The sequence below is a fragment of the Paenibacillus brasilensis genome (genome assembly GCF_009363115.1).
GTDB classification, from domain to species: Bacteria; Bacillota; Bacilli; order Paenibacillales; family Paenibacillaceae; genus Paenibacillus; species Paenibacillus brasilensis.
Window position 1 is genome coordinate 2,874,153 of record NZ_CP045298.1, and the last position, 20,318, is coordinate 2,894,470.

The following is a 20,318-nucleotide window of genomic DNA, read 5'->3' on the forward strand; positions in this document are numbered from 1 at the left end:
TCCGTTTGCTCGGTTTCGATATGAATTTTTCGAGTTCATCTGATCTGAAAATAGAAAGGAACATGAATATGAAAACACGCTCTTATAAAAAGAAAGCCCAGGCACTGATTCTTCTTTTTGCAGCCTTCGCACTGGTCTTGGCAGGTTGTAACAGCAGTGGTAGCGAACAAAATGCAGGCAAAGAGGAAGTGAAGGAGAAGACGATTCACATTTTCCAATTCAAGGTGGAGATCGCAGAAGCGCTAAATCGTATGAAGGCGGAATATGAAGCGACTCACCCGGGGATCAAGCTCGACATTCAGACGGTGGGCGGGGGCAGTGACTATGGAGCTGCGTTAAAGGCAAAGTTCGCGTCTGGAGAACAGCCGGATATTTTTAACGTCGGAGGCTATCGTGAGCTGGATACGTGGCTGGAATACCTGGAGGACCTGTCCGACCAGCCTTGGGTCGGTGATGTGGTCGATGTCGCCAAAGAGCCGATGACCAAAGACGGCAAGCTGTATGGTCAGCCGATGAATCTGGAGGGATACGGCTTTATTTATAACAAGGATTTGTTCAAGAAGGCGGGGATTACGGAGACACCTAAAACGCTGTCCGAGCTGGAGGGAGCCGCTCAAAAGCTGCAAGCCGCTGGGATTACACCTTTTTCGAATGGATATCAGGAGTTTTGGGTGCTGGGGAATCATTTGCTGAACGTGGCATTTGCCAATCAGCCGGACCCGTCAGCCTTCGTCAAGGGACTAAATGACGGAACTGCGAAAATCCCGGGCAATGCCGTATTCGCTGAGTGGATTAAGCTGTTCGATCTGACGCTCAAGTATGGCAATTCGAAGCCGCTGACGACCGATTACAATACGCAGGTAACGAATTTTGCCACTGGCAAGGCAGCGATGATGCAACAGGGGAACTGGACTCAGGTCCAAATTGACGGGATTAACCCGAAGCTGAATCTGGGTATTCTGCCTATGCCGATCGGTGAAGATGCTACTGCTGGAGATAAGCTGTTTGTTGGTGTTGCCAACAACTGGGTGGTTAACAAAAATTCATCTGTCAAAGCTGAGGCGAAGGAGTTTTTAAACTGGATGGTGACCTCCGAGCAGGGGAAACAGTATATCACCAAGGAGTTCAAGTTCATTCCGGCCTTCAAAAGCATAAAAGGGGCAGAGTCCGATATGGGCCAATTGGGTGCCGAGGTCGTGAAATATAGTCAGGAAAACAAGCTGCTGGGCTGGTTCTTTAGCCGCTATCCTGAAGGAGCGCAGCAAGAGTTTGGTAGTCAGATGCAAGCCTACGTGGCTGGTAAATCTGATGCCAATAAACTATTTGAGGGTTTTCAGAGCACGTGGGATAATTTAAAAAGCAAATAGTTAGGTAGAGCACGCGATATAGCCTTCGTATGTCAGAGAGAGTGGTATAACCCTAACATACGAAGGCTTTTTTGTAAATTAATTATATAGGCTGAACTCGAAAAATGTACATAAAAACGAAGTAGGCGGAGTGGTGCTGTACAAGCGAAGCGGTCGCTTTTGTCCCCGGATTTCCTACCCTTATAAAAGGCTTTATTCAAGAAATACGGGGGCGGTGGCGATGGGAAGCAGCATCCGACTGCGCAGTGGCACGATATGAAACTTTCAAGCTCGGCTTATATATCATAATGAAGCAAAACGATATCCCCGCGCCGCTCTATTTCCTTGAGTTCAAACGTACTTGGCAGCGTGCCTTCTGGAAATAGCGGTATTCCTTGCCCAAGGACTTTGGGAATGATCGCAATGATAGCCCTCTCCAGTAGCCCCTCCCGCATAAAGGCTTGAACTAGCTGGCCTCCACCCACCAGCCATACAGCTCCTTCTGATTGCTCTTGCAGACGCGGGACAAGCTCGGTCAGAGCCTCGTCCGTGAACGTAACATGCGGTGCTTGCTGATGCTCCGTTAATGACCGGGTGAGTACGTAACATGGCTTACCCGCATAAGGAAAATCATCGGAGAGCTTCAATACCTCCTCATATGTCAGCCTGCCCATCAGCACCGTGCCTACGGTGTCATAAAAGTCGGCATAACCGTTGTCCCCGCCATCCCCTTTGACATCATGCAGCCAGTCCACCGAGCCATCCGGCAATGCAATATACCCGTCAAGACTCATGGCAATATACAATACAACTTCGTTTGATTTGATTACATTCATCATTCATCGCTCCTTTCTAACGCCTATGTTACAATATATTTATGACATATCTTGTCGTAGTTAATTTATCATTTGAATTTATCTTTTGATCGGTCAAAAGGAGTACTTATGAACGAACGCAGAATCGCCCTTATGAGGATACTGGATTCCCGAAAAAAATATACGGCGCGTGAGCTGGCCGAGCGTTTTGGCGTCTCCGTCAGAACGATTCAAAGAGATCTCGACTATTTGCAGCAGACCGGGCTACCCCTTTATACCGAAACCGGGCCTCATGGCGGCTATCGGGCACTTCCCAATCGACTTCTTCCTCCCCTTCACCTTGCCCGCGATGAGGCTTTTGGTCTTTTTCTCATGCTGCAGCTGTTGGAAACCATACCGGATGTCCCTTTTGGATCGGTTCGGGAGCATTTGTCCGAGCAGTATTATGCCGAGCTCCCACAGGATGTGCGGGATAGCATTGATCAGCTAAAGGATCATATTTCGTTTCGCATGCTGCCCACTCACGCAGATTCACCCTATACCTCGCTTATTTTAGAGGCTGCGATGAATAGGCGGCGGGTGAACATGCTTTACCGCTCTGCGACTGGGGACAAGTGGACTAAAGTATACCCGGTTGGACTCTATTTTGAGCATGGATATTGGTACATGCCTGCGCATAGCAGAGATCGGATCATTTTGTACCGCTCAGACCGCGTGATTACAATGACCATACTGGAGGACACCTTATCCAGCCTTCCCACACTTCAGGAATGGTTGGCTTCGGAGGATTGCCGCAAAGGAATTTCGGCAAAAATAAGATTTACGCCATTTGGTGCTCGGCTGGCGGAATCAGACCCCATCTTCCAAAATGTCTCTCATCATGAATGGCAGGGACATATTCCGGCCGAAGAATTTACATATGTATCCAGACACCTGTTAAAATACGGGCCAGAGGCCGAGGTCATACATCCGAAAGAGCTGCGGATACGGGTCAAGCAACTGCTGCAAGACAGCCTCAATCCTTATCTGAAGGATGATGAAGCGGATGACAAAAGAAAAGAGACTTGATTTTATAGATCAAGCCTCTATTTTATAGTTCATCACATGAATATTTATGGCTATGAACTGATGGCAGCTCATATTTATTTTTGCGATAAAGTTTTGAAAAGAGCTGTTTTTCGTATATGATGAAGAGTAATAATTCAAAAGGCTGGACGGGAGACAGATATGAATCAACCGCTTTATGGAATATGGCTCGGAGATGTGTTTTTTTGCTTTTCTGGTGAGACGTCGGAACCACGTATAGATGCATGGAGCAGTGTAATCCGCAGGCTGACACTGAAGGGAGACCTTCGGCCGTTTCGGCAGGCTGCGTTGCGTCTTGCCGAGGTGCGGATACCGAACACCGCTCGTGTAGAGACCGCAGGCAGAGGTGGCAAAAGACGTTCTATGCTGGGCCGTACGCTGGAGGGCTTGGCGCTCGAACCGCGCGAGACGATGGCTCTGCTGACTCGCATCGACGAGAAGGGCTGTGCCGCGTCAGGCATTACACTGGGTGAGGAAATGCAATATTGGCAAAAGGCCGCCTATTTTGCGTTGGAGCTGATGCAGCGGGGCGAAATCGTGCCTTCGCTTACAGAGGCGCGTCCCTCCGGACCGCGCCGACGCGGCCCGGAGGCGGCTGTCGGGGTATGGATTCCGCGGCTGCGCCAGGAGGAGGACATTCGCCGCTTTCATGAGCTGGCTGCTGCGATGCCAGCTGTCTGTATGGCAGCTCCCGCTGTCTTCGCGGGCAAGGAACCCGAAACACGAGAGGATGCGGCTGGCATCGTGCTATATTCCTTTCTGCGCGCGATCGTTCATGCAGAAACAACTGCCGTGCTGGCTGCCTCGGACCGTGAGCTGGGAAGATATCGCGCAGAATATCGGCGCGGAGGATCGCCGCTGGCGGAGCTGTGGTGGAACAGTCTGCTGACAGGTTCACGTCAGGTTACCATTCAGGGAACACCTGTCGAAATGGAGGAGCTGGTACTTCAAGCGTCCTCTCTTGAGGGAAGCGCGATGCCTGTCACGGAGCGGGAGGCGCAGGAACCGATCGAAGGGCAGCTGCGTTTGTGCCTTCGTTTGGAGCCTGGCCTGGAGGAGAATGTCAAGGAATGGCGCATCACCTTTTGGGTGGAAAGCGATGCAGAGCCGGGATTGCGACTGCCTGCTCTGACGCTATGGGCGCATCCTGAACGTGATCTGATTCGCGGTGGAATCGTGTATCGCCAAGTGCAAGCACAGCTGTTGACGCGGCTCGGACAGGCGGCTGATGCGGCGCCTATACTGCTGGAAGCGTTGAATCGCCCTTATCCCGAGGGGCTCATACTGGAGCCCGAGATGTTCTTCCGCTTCCTGACGGAAGCTGTACCTGCCCTGCAAAAGAACGGCATCACAGTGCAAATGCCTTCACGCTGGAGCCGGGAGGGCCGGAGGCGTGCAGGCTTGCGACTCAAAATGCGTTCAACGGAGCGGGGCGCAAAGCCGGATGGTGTGATCACCGATACGTCGTCGGTCGGCATTAACCGCATGATTTCCTTTGATGCCGAGGCTGTACTGGGCGATATGACCTTGACGATGGAGGAATTGGAAAGCATCGTCGCGGCCAATTTGCCGTATGTACGTCTCGGAGGGGAATGGATCGAGGTCGATCCCAAGGAAATCCGTCAGGTGCTGCGCTTTATCAAGCGCGGGGAAGACGGCGAAATGACCTTGTCCGAATGGATGCATCTGGCCGCGGAAAATGAAGGCGCAGGTGAAGCCTCATGGAAAGGCCTGTCCATATTCGGCGCGGAATCCGTCGGCTTGCTTGCGTCTTTGGCTGAGGGCGGCGTGCTCCGTTCCGTGGAGCCGCGACCTGTACCGGAGACGCTGCACGGCGCATTACGGCCCTATCAGGAGCGCGGCTTCCAGTGGCTGGCTGCGATGCGCGGCTTGGGCTTTGGCGTCTGCCTGGCCGACGACATGGGGCTTGGCAAGACGATTCAGGTTATCACCTGCCTGCTCGATGGAGGGATTGGTGCTGCGGATCAGCGCCCGGCCTTGATCATCTGTCCGACGTCCCTGCTCGGCAACTGGCAGCGGGAGCTGAAGCGGTTTTCACCGGATTTGTCGCTGTACATTCATCATGGTAACCAGCGACTGCACGGAGAGTTGTTTCAAGAAAGTGTACGCGAGTATGATATCGTCCTCACCACCTATCATCTGGCAGGCCGGGACGGCAGTGATTTATCTGCGGTCTATTGGTCCTCCATCGTACTGGATGAGGCGCAATATATAAAAAATGCACGAACCAAGCAGGCGCAAAGCGTCATGAAGCTGTCTGCACCACACCGGATTGCCATGACGGGTACTCCGGTGGAGAATCGGTTGAGCGAGCTGTGGTCTATCTTCCAATTCCTGAACCCAGGCTATCTCGGTACAGCGTCTTCGTTTCGTCAGCGGTACAGTACCACGGGGGAGGAACGCGGGTCCGCGTTGCGTGAGCTGCACCGTCTCGTCTCTCCGTTTATGCTGCGCCGACTCAAAAGCGATCCGGATATACGTAAGGATCTGCCGGAGAAATTGGAGCTAAAATCCTATTGTGTGCTGACACCGGAGCAGGCAGGTTTGTATCGCGGCGTGGTGGATCAATTGATGGGAACGCTCGATGGACAGATCGGCATAGCCCGCAAAGGGCTTGTCCTGTCTTCGCTGACCAAGCTGAAGCAAATTTGTGACCATCCGGGTCTGATCATTCCGGGGCGGGCTGAGACCGGCAAAACCGAAAACTCGGGCAAAATGGAGCGATTACTGGAATTGGTGGAGACCATTCGCGAAAATGGCGAATCGGCGCTGATTTTCACCCAATATGTGTCGATGGGCGAATTGCTGGTATCGCGTTTGGCCAAAATCTTTGGCGAAGAGCCGTATTTTCTGCATGGAGGGCTGACAAAAACCAGACGGGACGAGATTGTTCACAACTTTCAAAAGGGAGAAGGCCCGGATATATTTGTACTTTCCCTGCGTGCAGGTGGCGTAGGTTTGAATTTGACGCGTGCCAGCCATGTCATTCACTATGACCGCTGGTGGAATCCCGCGGTGGAAAATCAGGCGACAGACCGGGTTTTCCGTATCGGTCAAAGCCGCAATGTGCAGGTGCATAAGCTGATTTGCCAAGGTACGCTGGAGGAACGGATTGACGAATTGATCGAGAGCAAAAGGACGCTTTCCGAGCAGGTTGTCGGCTCTGGTGAACACTGGTTGACCGAAATGTCTGACGATGAGCTGCGCGGTCTGATCGCGCTGCAAAATGATGTATGGATTGATTAGGTAAAGAAAGTAGGTAAAGAAAGTAGTAAAGAAAGGATGAAGGCAATGACAAGGCCGCAAGTGAAGCTGAACGTAGCTGACGGTCAGTGGGCAGTAGAAATAGACGTCGACGGGACGGAAGACAGATCGGCGGCTGCAGCTGCCCGTTGGACGGGGCCTGTACCTGTACTGAACCCGGAACAGCGGACGGCATGGCTGGAGCAGCTCAAAGCGGAGCCTTGGGACATATACCGTTTCTTGCAGGGGGAGACCTGTCTCTCACTGGAAGATGTTGTTCAGGCAGCAGCCGAAACAGCTGCTCCCAGCCTGAAGGATGATATGGGTACAGCCGACGACGTGAAGAAAGCTCTGCAGGCTGGACTGAAAAACGAGCCACACTGCTGTCTGGAGCTGATCGGAATGACGCGGGAAGAGCTGCTGGAGTACGTATTCAGCGCTTGGGCCGGAGAACTGTCCCATGTGCGAGGGACATCCCCTGCACTTGAGCCAACCTCGCGGTCAGAGGGTGGACGCAACGGATCGGCGGCGATTAGTGAATGGATTGCTGAATCTGCTGCCGAGGGAGCATTGCACCGCCCCGGTGCGGGCTTTCATGCGATTGAGATTCGTCTGCCGCAAAAGCTTGCTTCAAAGAATGAAGCGGATATTACGGCTTTGCTGCCGGGATTACCCCGCGCGGAAGAGGCATTAAAGCTCATACGTGAGCGTGTAGCAGAGCGCGCTCGGGGAGCAATTCCGCAAAAACGTCATACTCCGTAACAATTCGGGTGTATACTTCTTTTTTCGGGCCTATTCATCTGCATCGGACTGAATAACGGCTTCGAAGAGTGTCGAAAGTTCAGTTACAATAGGGGAACGAAAAGTGATAGCAAGTCATGCATTAATTGCGATATTGGAGGAGATACCAGCATGAAACGACATATGCAACAGACGCGCCCCCCACAGCGCTGGACCAGGGCGCTCATTCCAGGGCTGATCCTGCCGGGGCTCCTGCTGGCGGCTTGTCAGCAGGGAGGCTCAGGTGGACAGGAAAGCGAGCCGTTGAAGTCATCTACGACGGTACAGGAAAATGCACCGTCTTCTACCCAGCCGGGGACGGCTGGCAGCAGCTCTGGCACGGGACAAGCCTCCACGGGCGCAGAAAGCGGACAAGCTGATGCCATGATGGCCATTCGAAGCCAAAATGCGCTGCAGGCGACGGCTAAGGAAGAGGATGGAACCGCGGTTGTAACGAATGCGGAGGCTGACACGGTCGTTGTTAACAAAAAGCGCAGCTTGCCTATAGGCTATGTTCCGGGCGATCTGGTCGAGCCGAAGGTGCCGTTTTCCTTTGAGGGGCCGCATGAGAAGCGGCAAATGCGCAAGGAAGCGGCAGATGCGCTGGAGAAGCTGTTCGCAGGTGCCCAGAAGGATGGTATAGAACTGCGGGCAGTATCGGGATATCGTTCCTATAAGCGACAGGTTTCCATTTTCAACAACAATGTAAAGACAAAGGGGCAGGCATATGCCACTCAAGTCAGCGCCGTACCGGGGACGAGCGAGCATCAGACAGGATTGGCGATCGACGTATCCAGCCCAAGTGTGGGCAATGCGCTGGAGCAAGCCTTTGGCGCTTCCAAAGAAGGCGAATGGCTGGCAAAGCATGCGCCGGAATACGGATTTATTATTCGTTATATGAAGGGTAAGGAAGATGTGACTGGCTATGTGTACGAGCCTTGGCATATTCGTTACGTGGGAGAAGATATTGCAGAGGATGTAACCAAGCAGGGATTAACTCTTGAAGAATATTTCGGCGAAAACAAAATCAAGCTGTAGCAGTCAAAAGCAAAGCTGTAATCCTGTGGGATTGCAGCTTTTTTACATATTTTTCTTTCCAAATTGAACCTTTTCAAGGTAGAATCTCGTATAGTGATTGACGACAGAAGCGTGCAGGAAGGGAAGGGAATCATCATTTATTATTCATTAACGTATCGGGAATGGTCAGAAGACACACAAAAGGAACTGCGCAGCCTGACACGGGAATCCGTATCGGGAGATGAGCTGTTTCTGCGCAAGCTTGTAGACGCTACGCGTCTCCATGACAAACTATGGGCACATATCTCCAATGAAAGTGAGGATCACACAGAGCATTCCGTCTATGTGACCGAATTTACAGGGGAACGTGCGAAGCCTTACGGCGCATCAATTACGGACCTCGTACTGGCAAGTGATGAAGGCTACGCCTCAACGTTCAGCGTGCTTTACTGGGTATGGCATGAGCCTGCATTTCGTAGTATGGAGCACCGGGAAGGCTCCGTATTTACGCTGGAGCTAGCCCATCGGCTATTGGATCACTATACGGTGCTGGGTGGCACAACGTATGAATTTGTTTATTCTGTACTGGACCCACAACTGAAAAAGGTACATCTGTTTGTGAAGGAGGTCGATCTGTGATGGAGCACTCTTGGGAGAAAATCAAATCCAAGCCCGGCTCTCGTACACGGATGGCGGCCTTTGCCCTGATGCTGGCTGTGCCAGCCGTCCTGACGGGCTGCGGTGACGACGAGTATTATGACTGCGATGAGCTTCCTGTATCGGAGCAAACAGCGTGTCGGGATTCAGGCAGCAGCGGGTATTACTATGGCGGATCGACTTATTATAGCGGAGGCTCCTCCTATCATAGCAGTCGTTCCTCTTCAAGCTCTTACCGCAAAAGCTCATCTTCATCTTCCGGCTCACACAGCGGCTTTGGCAGTAGTGGCTCACGTAGCGGCTTTTCCTCCGGAGGTTAAAATGAGTATGCGTACCATTCGGCAACTGCCCTATGATCATGACGAGCTTTTTAGCGGCGAAATCAGCCGTATGATCCCGTACCATCGCATGTATGGCAAATCCTACTGTGTACCCGCGTTAACGATGTTTCAGGAAACTGAGCTGGCAGATCTTCAGGCTGCATCTGAGGCGGTACATAGCATCTATCGCAAGGTTCAGCACTTCGTCCAGCGCTATATGCCAGATGAGTACCTGGTGGAACGATTGGGTATCCATCCGGGTCTGCTGCGTGCTGCGCGCATGGAGGCTGCGCCGGATGGAATTACCCGACAGGACTGGATTGTGGGGGAAGCGGGTATCAAGTGCATTGAGAACAATACGGACACCCCGACTGGAATTCCCGAGGTAGCCTATCTCGAAGGGAAGCTGCTGGAGATACTGAATGAGGCCGGAGGCTCACGGGAAGATACTGCTCTATTGGGACCGTCAGCTGGAATGGATGATGCCATTCAGCGTGCACTGATTGATTTGATTCATTTTTATAGCAGCAAGGGATTAGGCACAAAAGTGTATTTTACTTGCTATGACTGGCATATTGAGGATCAGACCAACACGAAATATATCATGCGCTTGTGTGAACAAGCCGGATTTGAAGTGGTTTATGCGCCCTTGGAAGAGCTGGAGATTATCCCGGGTGAAGGATTGTATCACCGGGGAGAGCCCATACACATCCTCTACCGCCTGTATCCGCTGGAATATCTGATTGATGACCGGGAAGAGGACACGGGGCTAGAGGTGGGGCAGGCGCTAATGGATATGGTAGCGGACGGTAAGGTAGGATTAATCAATCCGCCGCAGCATATTATTACCCAAAGCAAGGGGTTCACAGCAACCATATGGTCGCTGTATGAGCGCAATGAGCAGACACCAGAGTTCTGCGGCTTTCGCTTGTTTAACGACCAGGAGCTGGAGGTGATAAGAACCTACCTGCTGCCTACGTATTTTGAACCAACGGTGTTTATGCAAAATGAACAGCCTTATGTGGCCAAAGGAATATGGGGCCGGGAGGGAAAAGGGACGCATCTGATTGTGTCTGCCGATACCGAAAATAAGCTGGAAGTTCCAGCTCTGACGGAACAATGGGCGAAGGCTGTCCCGTCTAACGTCTCTGATGAAGCAGATGCTCCGCTAACGCCTGAGCAGGAGGAGGCCGCACATATTGCCGCTTATTACGAAAGCCAACCCAAGATTTATCAGCGGCTGTGGCCTATGCAAAGCGCAGAGGTGCAGACCGAGGAAGGGCTTTATCATGGCTATGTGCTGACCGGCGTGTTTGTTATCGGCGGGAGGTTTGCGGGCATCCTGCCACGAATCGGGGAAAAGGTCACCGGCGATATGGCCTATTATTGTGCAGCCGCCGTTCCGACCGTATCTCATGAGTCACCTGGGCGCTCTTAGCCTTTTTACATGATTAACAAGTATTAAAATATAATTATTCATAGTATTAAGTATGCATATGCTTAAATGTCACTATGGTTAAGTATTTATAAGGAGGAAGAGGATTGGACTCACAAATCAGCATGGGGAACGCATTGGGCAATGTAGGCATCGGCCTGCTTATCCTGTTTGCCATCTTAATCGTAGGTTATTTTGTGTTCAGCTTGCTGACACGTTATAACGATAATCAGGAAATCGCATGCGGCAATGAGGCGGCAGGCATCTATATGGGGGCAAAGCTGCTGGGTTTGTGTATTATCGTGGGCATGGTGTCATACAGCAGCCATTCATGGCTCGATATGCTGATTTGGTCAGCCGTAGGCATAGTGGTGCTGTGTTTGGTCTATGTTATTTTTGATCTGTTGACTCCGCGTACCAAAGTGTGCGAGGAAATTGCCAAAGGCAATGTGGCTCTGGCGCAACTGCTGCGCTCGATCATTGTCGGGGTGTCATTTGTGGTGGGTACATTTTTGATGTAGCCCTGGATAGAGAATGGGTATAAAGAAGGTATGTAAAAGGATCTGCAAAAACCGCACAGCGGAATTGCAGGTTTTTTTTATTTTATGGATATCTGTCGCTTCTGTAGGGACTATTCCGCAAGGCTACGGGTGATACTGCATAGCAAAAAGGAATTTGCTGCACGCATCAAGTCAAATTGCAGAGAAAGGAATCCAGATCATATGAGTATCTCCATCTCCCCAACCAAACTCATTCGCATGGGTGTCATCGGCCTTGGCCTGATCGCTGAATATCACATTAGATCACTGCATACGATCTCCGGGGTTTCCATTGTGGCCGTCAGTGATGTGAACCCCAATCGCCTTCAATATATTGGAGAACAATTGCAGCTGCCCGCTTATAAGCAGTATCCCCATTATGAAGCCTTAATCCGTGACCCGGAGGTAGATGCGATTCTGTCGCTGACACCGAACGATGTGCATTTTGACATTATCCGTATTGCGCTGGAAGAACACAAAGCCGTCCTGGCAGAAAAACCGTTAACACTCACGTGGCAGGAAGCGGATCAGTTGAAAAAGCTATATACAGCGAACCCGGTACCTTTGCTGGTTCATTATAAGCATCGTTACGGTAGAGCCTTCCAGTATGCCAAGCAATTGCTGGATGAACACAAGCTGGGCAGCATTTATAACATTCAATTCCGATATCTGATGGATGCATTCTCACCGTATCGGCAACATCCGTATACATGGCGCCATAATTTAGCCAAGGCAGGCTCCGGGGTTGTGGGCGATACAGCCTCGCATATTATTGACCTGGCTCGTTTTCTGGTAGGGGAATTTAAAAGTGTCGCAGCGCTGCTTCATACGATTACACCCGAACGTCCTGATCCGGTTACAGGTTTGCCTGTAAAGGTGGATGTGGAAGACTTCGCTTCCTTCCATGGAATTTTAGGCGATAGTACGGTGGGTACATTCATCACCCACAAAAATGCCATAGGCAAACGCCACGATATCGAAGTGGATATCTACGGCGAACTCGGTACGCTGCACGCCAGTCTCAATAACCGGGAAAATATCCGCATTGTGCTGCGGGATCCGGAGCACCCGGATGCCGAATACGAGACTTGGGCTGTCCCTGCTATCTATGATCATACGGCCTATGGAGACTTCGTGAAGCTGGCAAGAGGGGAGTTCGTGGCTCGTGCCCCATTGTTCGAGGACGGGTATAAGAACCAATGGGTCCTTGAAAAAATACTGCAATCGTGGAAAGAGAACGGACGTTTAGTGGAAGTGTAGGGGGCAAGCATATAAACTGTGGCCCACAAGATGGAATCTTGAAAAGGTGATTCTCTTGCGGTTCACAGTTCCGCTCGTTTGCATCCATTCAAATGACCCCTGCTTCAATCTTTTGAATAATGGTCAGCAGGAAGGATTCAGCCAAGCTGTTTTTCAAAATAGCCTCTTTATCTCTTTTCCTGCTGTACCTTTGCCCGTCTGGCTCCAATCAGCCGCCAGCCAGTCAGCAGGGCTCCTACAAGACAGATGGATGCGGAAGTCATGAAAACCACATGCATTCCTGACAGAAAAGTTTCCGGGTGACCCGGAATTAATCCGGTAACGCGATATCCAGCCTCTTTGCTCATGATATAAAACAGGATAGATGTGGCCAGCGTGATCCCTACCACCATACCAACGTTACGGACCAGCGAGTTGACACTTCCGGCTGAGCCGAGCTGTGTACGAGGGACCTTGGACATAATCAGCGAATTGTTAGGCGATTGGAATAAACCGCTGCCGATGCCCAGCATTGCGATCCACAGTCCTACGAACGAAACGGGACTGCCTGCATGAAGGCGAGCCAGGCCAATCTGGGCGACTACCATGACTACCAGTCCGGCAAAGGTGAGCAGTTCAGACCCGATTTTATCTGAAAGCGCACCGCTGAGAGGGGCAACGATAACCATGGAGATGGGAAACAGCATGAGCAGGAACCCGGCATAAAAAGGCGACAAGTTCAGCATATTCTGCGCATAAAAAGGCGAAATGATATTAAAGCAGAAGTTAGCGGCGAATACGAGAAAAGCGCACAAAATACTGAGCGAGAACAACGGATTCTTAAATAAGGTGAGCTGCAACAAGGGCTGTGGACGGCGAATTTCCACCCGAAGGAATACCGCAAAAGCAATGACGGCAATTACCAGCAAAGCAATGATACGGCTGTCTTCATATCCGACCTGTTGCCCCAGCAGTAATCCGGCGAACAAAGTGAGGATAAAAACAGCAAACACCAGGCTGCCAGGAACGTCGATCTTGTCGTTCACCTTGATCAGATCCTTTGGCAGCAGCTTCCAACCGAGAAAAACGGCCACCAGACCAATCGGTACATTGACCCAGAAAATATATTGCCAGCCTAGCGAAGAGACGATAATTCCACCCAAGCTGGGTCCCGCGATACTGCCGAGGGAAACGAAGGTTCCGATTAGGCCGAGCGCCTTGCCTCGTTCAGTGGAAGGGAAGATATCCGTGACGATTCCCTGGCTGTTGGCCATGGTCATGGATGCTCCGAGCGCCTGAATGATTCGGGAGATCACCAACATGGGCAGCGAATGGCTGAGACCACACAGCAGTGAGCCAAGGATGAACACGATCGTGCCGATCTTGAATATTTTGATTTTGCCGACTATATCTCCAAGTTTGCCAAAAAATAAAATAGCTGTACATATAGCCATCAAATAGGCGGTTGTTACCCATTCAATTTGGGCTACGGGTAAATGTAACGTGCGGGACAACACCGGTAGAGCAATATTGACGATGCTTCCATCCAGGGTGGACATAAACGTGAACAGATTCAATACAATCAAAATCATCCATCGTTTCTTCTGGATTTCGGTATTTTCCTGATATGTTGCAGCGGTTGTAGCGGTTGAACTCATGATTAGCACCTCTTCGTCGTTGGGTATTACTGTTTAGTTGCGCATGCAACTAAATGACAGTTCTAGTTTACAGCAAATTAGTTGCGTGTGCAACAATATTGTTGTAAACTTTGCTTTGGTCCCAACTGCGGATTTGAAATTTTTAAGCCAATGAGGTGTATTTGATGAGAAAAAAAACGATTGGAAAGTTGATTTCCCACCTACAGCGCCGAAATCAAAAAATATTGTCTAAAAAATTGGCTCCGTACGGAATCGGCAGTGGCGGCCAGCACAGCTTTTTAAAGCTTATTTTGCAGCGTCCAGGCATTACACAGGAACAATTGACGAATGAACTTAAATTTGACAAGGCAACTACAGCACGTTCGGTGAGACAATTGGAGGAATCCGGCTACATTGAGCGGAAAACAGACCCGAATGACCGGCGTTCCCATCTTTTGTCACCCACGGCCAAGGCATTAGAGTTTTCTCCTGTCCTGCAAGGAATTCTGGAAGAACTCAATGCTGGCCTTGTCCGTAATTTATCTGACGAGGAAGAAGATATTCTCATCGACTTGCTGCAAAGAATTAGTGTAGAGCCCGACGAATAAAAAAATACAGAGTTCGAATTTTTTATGAAAAATGCTGAAACATTCCCTTTGTTTTCATTAGTCAAAGAAAAAGTAGCCATCACAGAGGATGCCCTGCGACATTCCCCTCCTTAGATCAAAATCCATTCCGTCCAAGTCATGTGAATATGTTGCTGAATCGACTCGATTTCATTCTACCAGCTCTTCATTTCTATAGAATTCCCAGCAACTGATTGCGAAAAGCACAGGAAATCTTGGGAAAATGCCCTATGGATTCAATTGAATAATCCTTACAATTAATAGTATAGACAATGCATAATCACGTTTGCAGCGCATTGAGCGGCTATAATTTGAAGGGAGTTGAACATGATGAGCTTGGCAAAACGCAACTATTGGTCTCTTAGTATTTTTAACTTCGCTTATCTATTTACATGGTCTGCGGCCATGTCTTTTTTTGTCATTTGGCTGGGACAAAGCCTGGGGATTTCAGAAACCTACACGGGATTTCTATACGCGGCTAACTCAATCGTTGCCTTGGTCATGCAGCCCTTGTTCGGTTACTTATCCGACAAGCTGGGGTTGAGAAAGCATCTGCTATACATGCTCTTTACGATTCTTTTGCTTGTCGGACCCTTTTTTATCTATGTGTACGGTCCATTGCTTCAAACGCAGTTCGTCATTGGTGCGATTGTCGGTGCGCTATTTATCGGCCTGGTGTTTAATGCAGGCAACGGTGTCGTCGATTCGTATATGGACAAAGTTTCGCGTAAATACGGCTTTGAATACGGACGGGTTCGTATGTGGGGTTCACTCGGGTGGGCGGCGGCTACTTTTGTTGCGGGACGGGTCATCAATATCAATGTAAATCTGACCTTCTGGATTGCCTCCGTATCTGCCGTTGTTGCCATGATCTGTATCTTCCTGACCAAAGTCGAAATTTCCGGACAGGAGCAGCAGAAAACAGAATCGTTGAAGCTAATTGATGTGCTGCATCTCGTACGTACCACAAAGTTCTGGTTTCTTATGCTATTCATGGTTGGCGTGACCCAAATTTATGAGGTATATGACCAGCAGTTTGCTACATATTTCGTTTCGCAGTTCAGCTCCAAAGCGGAAGGAAATCAATTTCTAGGCGACTTGAGCGCTGTACAGGTTTTTCTGGAATTTGTGTTCCTGTTGGTTACTCCCTGGTTTGTGAACAAAACGACCGCCAAGTGGGCATTGATTATTGCCGGGGCGATTATGTCGTTGCGTATTATCGGTTCTTCACTGCCATTCGGTTCCATATGGGTGGCGGGGATGAAGATGATTCACTCCCTGGAGAAGCCGCTTATTCTGGTAGCCATCTCGTTAACTTTGATCAGCGCTTGTCCTCCACCATGTACCTGCTGTATTTGTTTATGGGCTCCTTGGTGGTTTCCGTTTTCTCGCCAATTGTCGGACATATGTATGAAGTCCTGAATTTCCCGATTACTTATGTAATTCTGGGTTCCATTTCAGGTTTGTTCACCATCATTTCCTGCTTTACGCTGACAGCAGACAAAAAGAATGGGGAGCGGTATTTGGAGGAACGCCGCAAGCAGGACCTGAAAAGCGCAGTTAAAAAAGCTGACGCAGCTCATTCGTAATCCAATAGAAGTGAAAGACATAAACACCCTCTTGAAATAGCTGCAAATTTCATCTATAATGCTGTAGCATATAGTAATATTCAAGGCATTGACCAAAGACATGATTTCCTTGAAGGGCCGTTCAGAGAGAAAAGACAAGGCTGAGAGCTTTTCCGGCAACCGCATGTGAAGTTACCCCTTTGTAGCCGTGACGTTGAACGTGTAGCTGTGCAATGTGGCAGTGACATCAGTAAGCGCCTACCGCTTTATCCCCGTTAACGGATACCAATGGAGGGTTACGCATATCGTGCATGAGCATATGAATTATTGCACAGGAGCGGGCCGAACTAGGGTGGAACCACGAGCTGAACGCACTCGTCCCTTGAGGGAGAGCTGCGTTTTTTTGCGTTCAATTTTGATAAATAGCATACAATTTGAATGGAGGCTTTAATCGTGAGTATTCAAGTGAAATTGCCGGATGGAGCCGTACGTGAGTACGAGCAGGGCGTAACGATCGCCGACGTGGCGGGTTCGATCAGCTCCGGGCTGAAAAAGAATGCAGTAGCAGGTAAAGTGAACGGGAAGGCTGTAGATCTGAACACCGTTTTGGATCAAAACGTTGACCTTGAAATTATCACGCTGGACAGTGCAGACGGTCTGGAAATTTATCGTCACAGCACAGCGCATTTGCTGGCACAGGCGCTCAAACGTATTTACGGTGAGAAGAACGTAAAGCTGGGGATTGGCCCCGTTATCGACAGTGGCTTCTATTACGACATAGATATCGAAAACCCGCTGTCCGTTGACGATCTGGCGAAGATCGAGAAGGAAATGACCAAGGTTGCACAGGAAAATCTGCCGATTACACGTCGTGTCGTTAGCCGTGAGGAAGCAACTCGTATTTTTGGAGAGCTGGAAGATCCGTTGAAGCTTGAACTGATCCGTGATTTGCCGGAAGATGCAGAAATTACGATCTATGATCAAGGCGAATTTTTTGACCTGTGTCGTGGCCCGCATTTGCCATCTACTGGCCGCATTAAAGCCTTTAAACTGCTGAGTGTAGCGGGCGCATACTGGAGAGGCGATTCCAATAACAAGATGCTGCAACGTATCTACGGAACTGCATTCCCGAAAAAAGCACAACTGGATGAGCATCTGCACCTGCTGGAGGAAGCAAAAAAACGCGACCACCGCAAGCTGGGTAAAGAGCTGGAGCTGTTCATGTTCTCCGAAGAAGCACCGGGCATGCCGTTCTACCTGCCTAAAGGTATGGTTGTTCGGACTGCGCTGGAGGATTACTCCCGTGAGATTCAACGCCTGCATGGCTATGAAGAAGTACGCACACCGCTGATGATGAACAATCGTCTGTGGGAGCAATCGGGACACTATGAGCATTACAAGGAAAATATGTACTTTTCCGAAGTAGATGAAACTACATTTGCTCTGAAACCGATGAACTGCCCGGGACATATGCTTGTGTTTAAAAATGAGCTTCATTCTTACCGCGATCTGCCGATTCGTATATCCGAATTTGGACAAGTGCATCGCCATGAGCTGTCCGGTGCGTTGAACGGCATGATGCGTGTTCGTACATTCTGTCAGGATGATGCGCATATTTTTGTAACACCTGGTCAGATCGAACAAGAGATTACCGACGTAATCAAGCTGATTAACGAAATGTATAGTGTGTTTGGTTTTGACTTCACAGTGGAGCTGTCCACACGTCCGGATGACTTTATGGGCGAGCCAGCGTTGTGGGATCAAGCGGAGCAAGCTCTGCAAAACGTGCTGGATCACTTGGGTATCAACTACCGTATCAATGCGGGAGATGGAGCATTTTACGGTCCGAAAATCGACTTCCACATTCTCGATGCGCTCAAACGCAGCTGGCAGTGCGGAACGATTCAATTGGACTTCCAAATGCCTGAGAAATTCGACCTTACTTATGTGGGCGAGGACAATCAGAAGCACCGTCCAGTTGTTATTCACCGTGCCATCTACGGATCAATCGACCGCTTCATGGGCATCCTGACTGAGCATTTTACAGGTGCGTTCCCATTGTGGCTGGCGCCTGTCCATGCGAAGCTGCTGCCTGTATCCGAGAACTATATCGAGACTGCCAATCAGGTGCAGGAAGCACTGCTGCAAGCGGGTCTGCGTGTCGAAGTGGATACTCGCAATGAGAAGCTTGGCTATAAAATCCGTGAAGCGCAATTGGAGAAGGTTCCATATATGTTCGTTATCGGGGAAAATGAAAAAACATCCGGTACTGTAGCGGTACGTAAACGGGGCGAAGGTGATCTGGGATCACTCAGCATTGCGGATATCGTTGAGAAAATCAGTACAGAGATTCGCGAGAAGCAATAAGCTCTGAATATATGAATATAGAGTAAATAAAAGAGCGCTCAAACCACGATAAAATTGGCTTGGAGCGCTCTTTATTTATATGATGCATCCATCAATATCTAGCAGGTCTGCGACCGGGATTCGGCGTGATCCGTGGCGAGGGAGAGTGTCTTCGAAGAAGCTTCCGCAGCAGTTGGCTGCTCGGAGGATTCTTCTTGATTTTGCTCCTCGCTAAGTGATAAAATTTCGCTTCGCAGTTTCAGCATTTTCTGATCCAGCTCATAGGTTGCACGTGCAGCCTCGGATAATCCGTTAATGACATGCTCAGGCACTTTCTTATCGAACTTATAGTACAAAATGTGCTCCATGCTGGCCCAAAAATCCATAGCCAGTGTGCGCAGCTGAATTTCAACCTTGATCCAGCGCGTACCTTCAAACAGGATGAGCGGAATTTCCACAATGACATGAAGGCTCTGATATCCGTTGGGCTTGGGATGGGCAATATAGTCCTTGACCTCCAGAATACGAATGTCTTCTCGTGTACGGAGGTGATCCATCAGACGGTAAATATCTTTGACAAAAGCGCATACCACTCGCATGCCTGCAATGTCATGAATTTCCCGCAGTATATTATCCAGGGTAACTTCATACCCTTTGCGCCGAACCTTTTCCACGATGCTGCGTGGCTCCTTGATGCGGGTTTTAATATGCTCAATCGGGCTAAAACCGTCCAACAGCTTCCACTCGGTTTGAATCAGCTTGATTTTGTTCTTTAATTCCTCCAAAGCCAACTGATACAGGACGGGGATTTTTCTCCACTCCTCCAATTGCTTGGCGTTCACACTGTTCTGATCCAGCTGCAGCTGGAATTCCTGTAGAGGCAAAGGGACAGCATTCAATTGCTTCCAATCCGGTTCATTCACAGGGCATTCTCCTCAATAAGGCTTACGATGTCCTCGATCTATTTCGCAAACAGGCACTACCTTATATATTGTACACTATGTCAAAACCCGCAGGCAAAGGAGATCAGGGAATGCAAAGTGAAAAAAATAATAATTATGGTGGTAAAACCGAGTAAACCGATGTATAATTACAAAAATGCTGATTTGAGACATCTGATTTTTTAGAATTATGCAAAATGCTTAAATATAAATCACACAGAAAATGAGGATGAGAATAATGGCGAAAGTAGAAAGTTTTCAATTAGATCACACAATTGTAAAAGCCCCTTATGTAAGAGCAGCTGGGGTAGAGCATGATGAAAAAGGAAGCACGGTCCAAAAGTATGATTTGAGATTTTTGCAGCCGAATGAAGATGCACTTCCAACAGCCGCTGTACATACGCTGGAGCATTTGTTAGCGACGTATCTGCGAGATGAAATCAAAGGCATTATTGATATTTCTCCGATGGGATGCAGAACGGGATTTTACCTGATTTTATGGAATGAACATGAGCCTGAGGAAATCGCAACTGCACTGGAAAAAACGTTGAAACGAATTCTGGAAACGACAGAGGTTCCGGCGGTTACGGCTTTGGAATGCGGGAACTACAAGGACCACTCTCTTTTTTCCGCGCAGGAATATGTGAAGATTGTATTGGAGGCTGGCATTAGCCGCGATCCTTTTGAAAGAGTATTTTAAAA

16 protein-coding genes and 1 pseudogene are annotated in these 20,318 nt (G+C 49.5%); 14 read left to right on the forward strand and 3 right to left on the reverse strand.

The window, feature by feature from the left end; translation table 11 throughout:
• Nucleotides 1-68 precede the first annotated feature (68 nt).
• On the forward strand, nucleotides 69-1,367 hold the full coding sequence (locus tag GCU48_RS13465; RefSeq protein ID WP_152380339.1) for an ABC transporter substrate-binding protein: 1,299 nt from the start codon (nucleotides 69-71) through the stop codon (nucleotides 1,365-1,367).
• 275 nt (nucleotides 1,368-1,642) lie between these two features.
• Here the strand turns inward: GCU48_RS13465 and GCU48_RS13470 are convergent, their stop codons facing one another.
• Complete coding sequence (locus GCU48_RS13470) at nucleotides 1,643-2,182, reverse strand: dihydrofolate reductase family protein (protein ID WP_152382157.1); 540 nt, start codon at nucleotides 2,180-2,182, stop codon at nucleotides 1,643-1,645.
• 108 nt (nucleotides 2,183-2,290) lie between these two features.
• Here GCU48_RS13470 and GCU48_RS13475 point away from each other — a divergent pair, with 108 nt between their 5' ends.
• The 9 genes from GCU48_RS13475 (at nucleotide 2,291) to GCU48_RS13515 (ending at nucleotide 12,519) form a co-directional block, all read left to right on the forward strand.
• Entirely contained in the window at nucleotides 2,291-3,229 is a 939-nt protein-coding gene (locus GCU48_RS13475) for a helix-turn-helix transcriptional regulator (RefSeq protein ID WP_152380340.1), read from the forward strand.
• A 159-nt stretch (nucleotides 3,230-3,388) separates the two neighbouring features.
• Nucleotides 3,389-6,514 carry a DEAD/DEAH box helicase gene (locus GCU48_RS13480; protein WP_152380341.1) on the forward strand — a complete coding sequence of 1,042 codons (3,126 nt, stop codon included), beginning with the start codon at nucleotides 3,389-3,391 and terminating at the stop codon, nucleotides 6,512-6,514.
• 45 nt (nucleotides 6,515-6,559) lie between these two features.
• Complete coding sequence (locus GCU48_RS13485) at nucleotides 6,560-7,273, forward strand: phosphoribosylglycinamide synthetase (protein ID WP_152380342.1); 714 nt, start codon at nucleotides 6,560-6,562, stop codon at nucleotides 7,271-7,273.
• A 150-nt stretch (nucleotides 7,274-7,423) separates the two neighbouring features.
• On the forward strand, nucleotides 7,424-8,329 hold the full coding sequence (locus tag GCU48_RS13490; protein WP_152380343.1) for a M15 family metallopeptidase: 906 nt from the start codon (nucleotides 7,424-7,426) through the stop codon (nucleotides 8,327-8,329).
• A 93-nt stretch (nucleotides 8,330-8,422) separates the two neighbouring features.
• A complete protein-coding gene (locus GCU48_RS27955) occupies nucleotides 8,423-8,947 on the forward strand; it encodes a hypothetical protein (RefSeq protein WP_244315633.1) in 525 nt (174 codons plus the stop codon).
• The gene (locus tag GCU48_RS13500; protein ID WP_152382159.1) at nucleotides 8,947-9,285 is read left to right on the forward strand and encodes a hypothetical protein; all 339 of its coding nucleotides are present in this window, start codon (nucleotides 8,947-8,949) and stop codon (nucleotides 9,283-9,285) included. The genes GCU48_RS27955 and GCU48_RS13500 overlap by 1 nt, the downstream gene beginning before the upstream one ends.
• A gap of 1 nt (nucleotide 9,286) precedes the next feature.
• The gene (locus GCU48_RS13505; protein WP_152380344.1) at nucleotides 9,287-10,723 is read left to right on the forward strand and encodes a glutathionylspermidine synthase family protein; all 1,437 of its coding nucleotides are present in this window, start codon (nucleotides 9,287-9,289) and stop codon (nucleotides 10,721-10,723) included.
• A gap of 104 nt (nucleotides 10,724-10,827) precedes the next feature.
• Nucleotides 10,828-11,241 (forward strand): DUF350 domain-containing protein, encoded by a 414-nt coding sequence (locus GCU48_RS13510; RefSeq protein WP_152380345.1) that lies wholly within the window; start codon nucleotides 10,828-10,830, stop codon nucleotides 11,239-11,241.
• 201 nt (nucleotides 11,242-11,442) lie between these two features.
• Nucleotides 11,443-12,519 (forward strand): Gfo/Idh/MocA family protein, encoded by a 1,077-nt coding sequence (locus tag GCU48_RS13515; RefSeq protein ID WP_152380346.1) that lies wholly within the window; start codon nucleotides 11,443-11,445, stop codon nucleotides 12,517-12,519.
• 167 nt (nucleotides 12,520-12,686) lie between these two features.
• On the opposite strand, the gene GCU48_RS13525 is transcribed toward GCU48_RS13515, so the two are convergent.
• Nucleotides 12,687-14,156 (reverse strand): MFS transporter, encoded by a 1,470-nt coding sequence (locus GCU48_RS13525; RefSeq protein ID WP_152380347.1) that lies wholly within the window; start codon nucleotides 14,154-14,156, stop codon nucleotides 12,687-12,689.
• A gap of 164 nt (nucleotides 14,157-14,320) precedes the next feature.
• Between GCU48_RS13525 and GCU48_RS13530 the strand changes: the two genes are divergently transcribed.
• The 3 genes and pseudogenes from GCU48_RS13530 (at nucleotide 14,321) to thrS (ending at nucleotide 18,696) form a co-directional block, all read left to right on the forward strand.
• The gene (locus GCU48_RS13530) at nucleotides 14,321-14,743 is read left to right on the forward strand and encodes a MarR family winged helix-turn-helix transcriptional regulator (RefSeq protein ID WP_152380348.1); all 423 of its coding nucleotides are present in this window, start codon (nucleotides 14,321-14,323) and stop codon (nucleotides 14,741-14,743) included.
• Nucleotides 14,744-15,088: 345 nt separating this feature from the next.
• Nucleotides 15,089-16,350, forward strand: a pseudogene (locus GCU48_RS13535) (oligosaccharide MFS transporter).
• A 432-nt stretch (nucleotides 16,351-16,782) separates the two neighbouring features.
• Nucleotides 16,783-18,696: a threonine--tRNA ligase gene (gene thrS, locus GCU48_RS13540; RefSeq protein WP_152380349.1), complete on the forward strand. Its 1,914-nt coding sequence runs from the start codon at nucleotides 16,783-16,785 to the stop codon at nucleotides 18,694-18,696.
• A gap of 98 nt (nucleotides 18,697-18,794) precedes the next feature.
• On the opposite strand, the gene GCU48_RS13545 is transcribed toward thrS, so the two are convergent.
• Nucleotides 18,795-19,598 (reverse strand): GTP pyrophosphokinase, encoded by an 804-nt coding sequence (locus tag GCU48_RS13545; RefSeq protein ID WP_152380350.1) that lies wholly within the window; start codon nucleotides 19,596-19,598, stop codon nucleotides 18,795-18,797.
• A gap of 256 nt (nucleotides 19,599-19,854) precedes the next feature.
• Between GCU48_RS13545 and GCU48_RS13550 the strand changes: the two genes are divergently transcribed.
• A complete protein-coding gene (locus GCU48_RS13550) occupies nucleotides 19,855-20,316 on the forward strand; it encodes an S-ribosylhomocysteine lyase (RefSeq protein ID WP_152380351.1) in 462 nt (153 codons plus the stop codon).
• Nucleotides 20,317-20,318 lie beyond the last annotated feature (2 nt).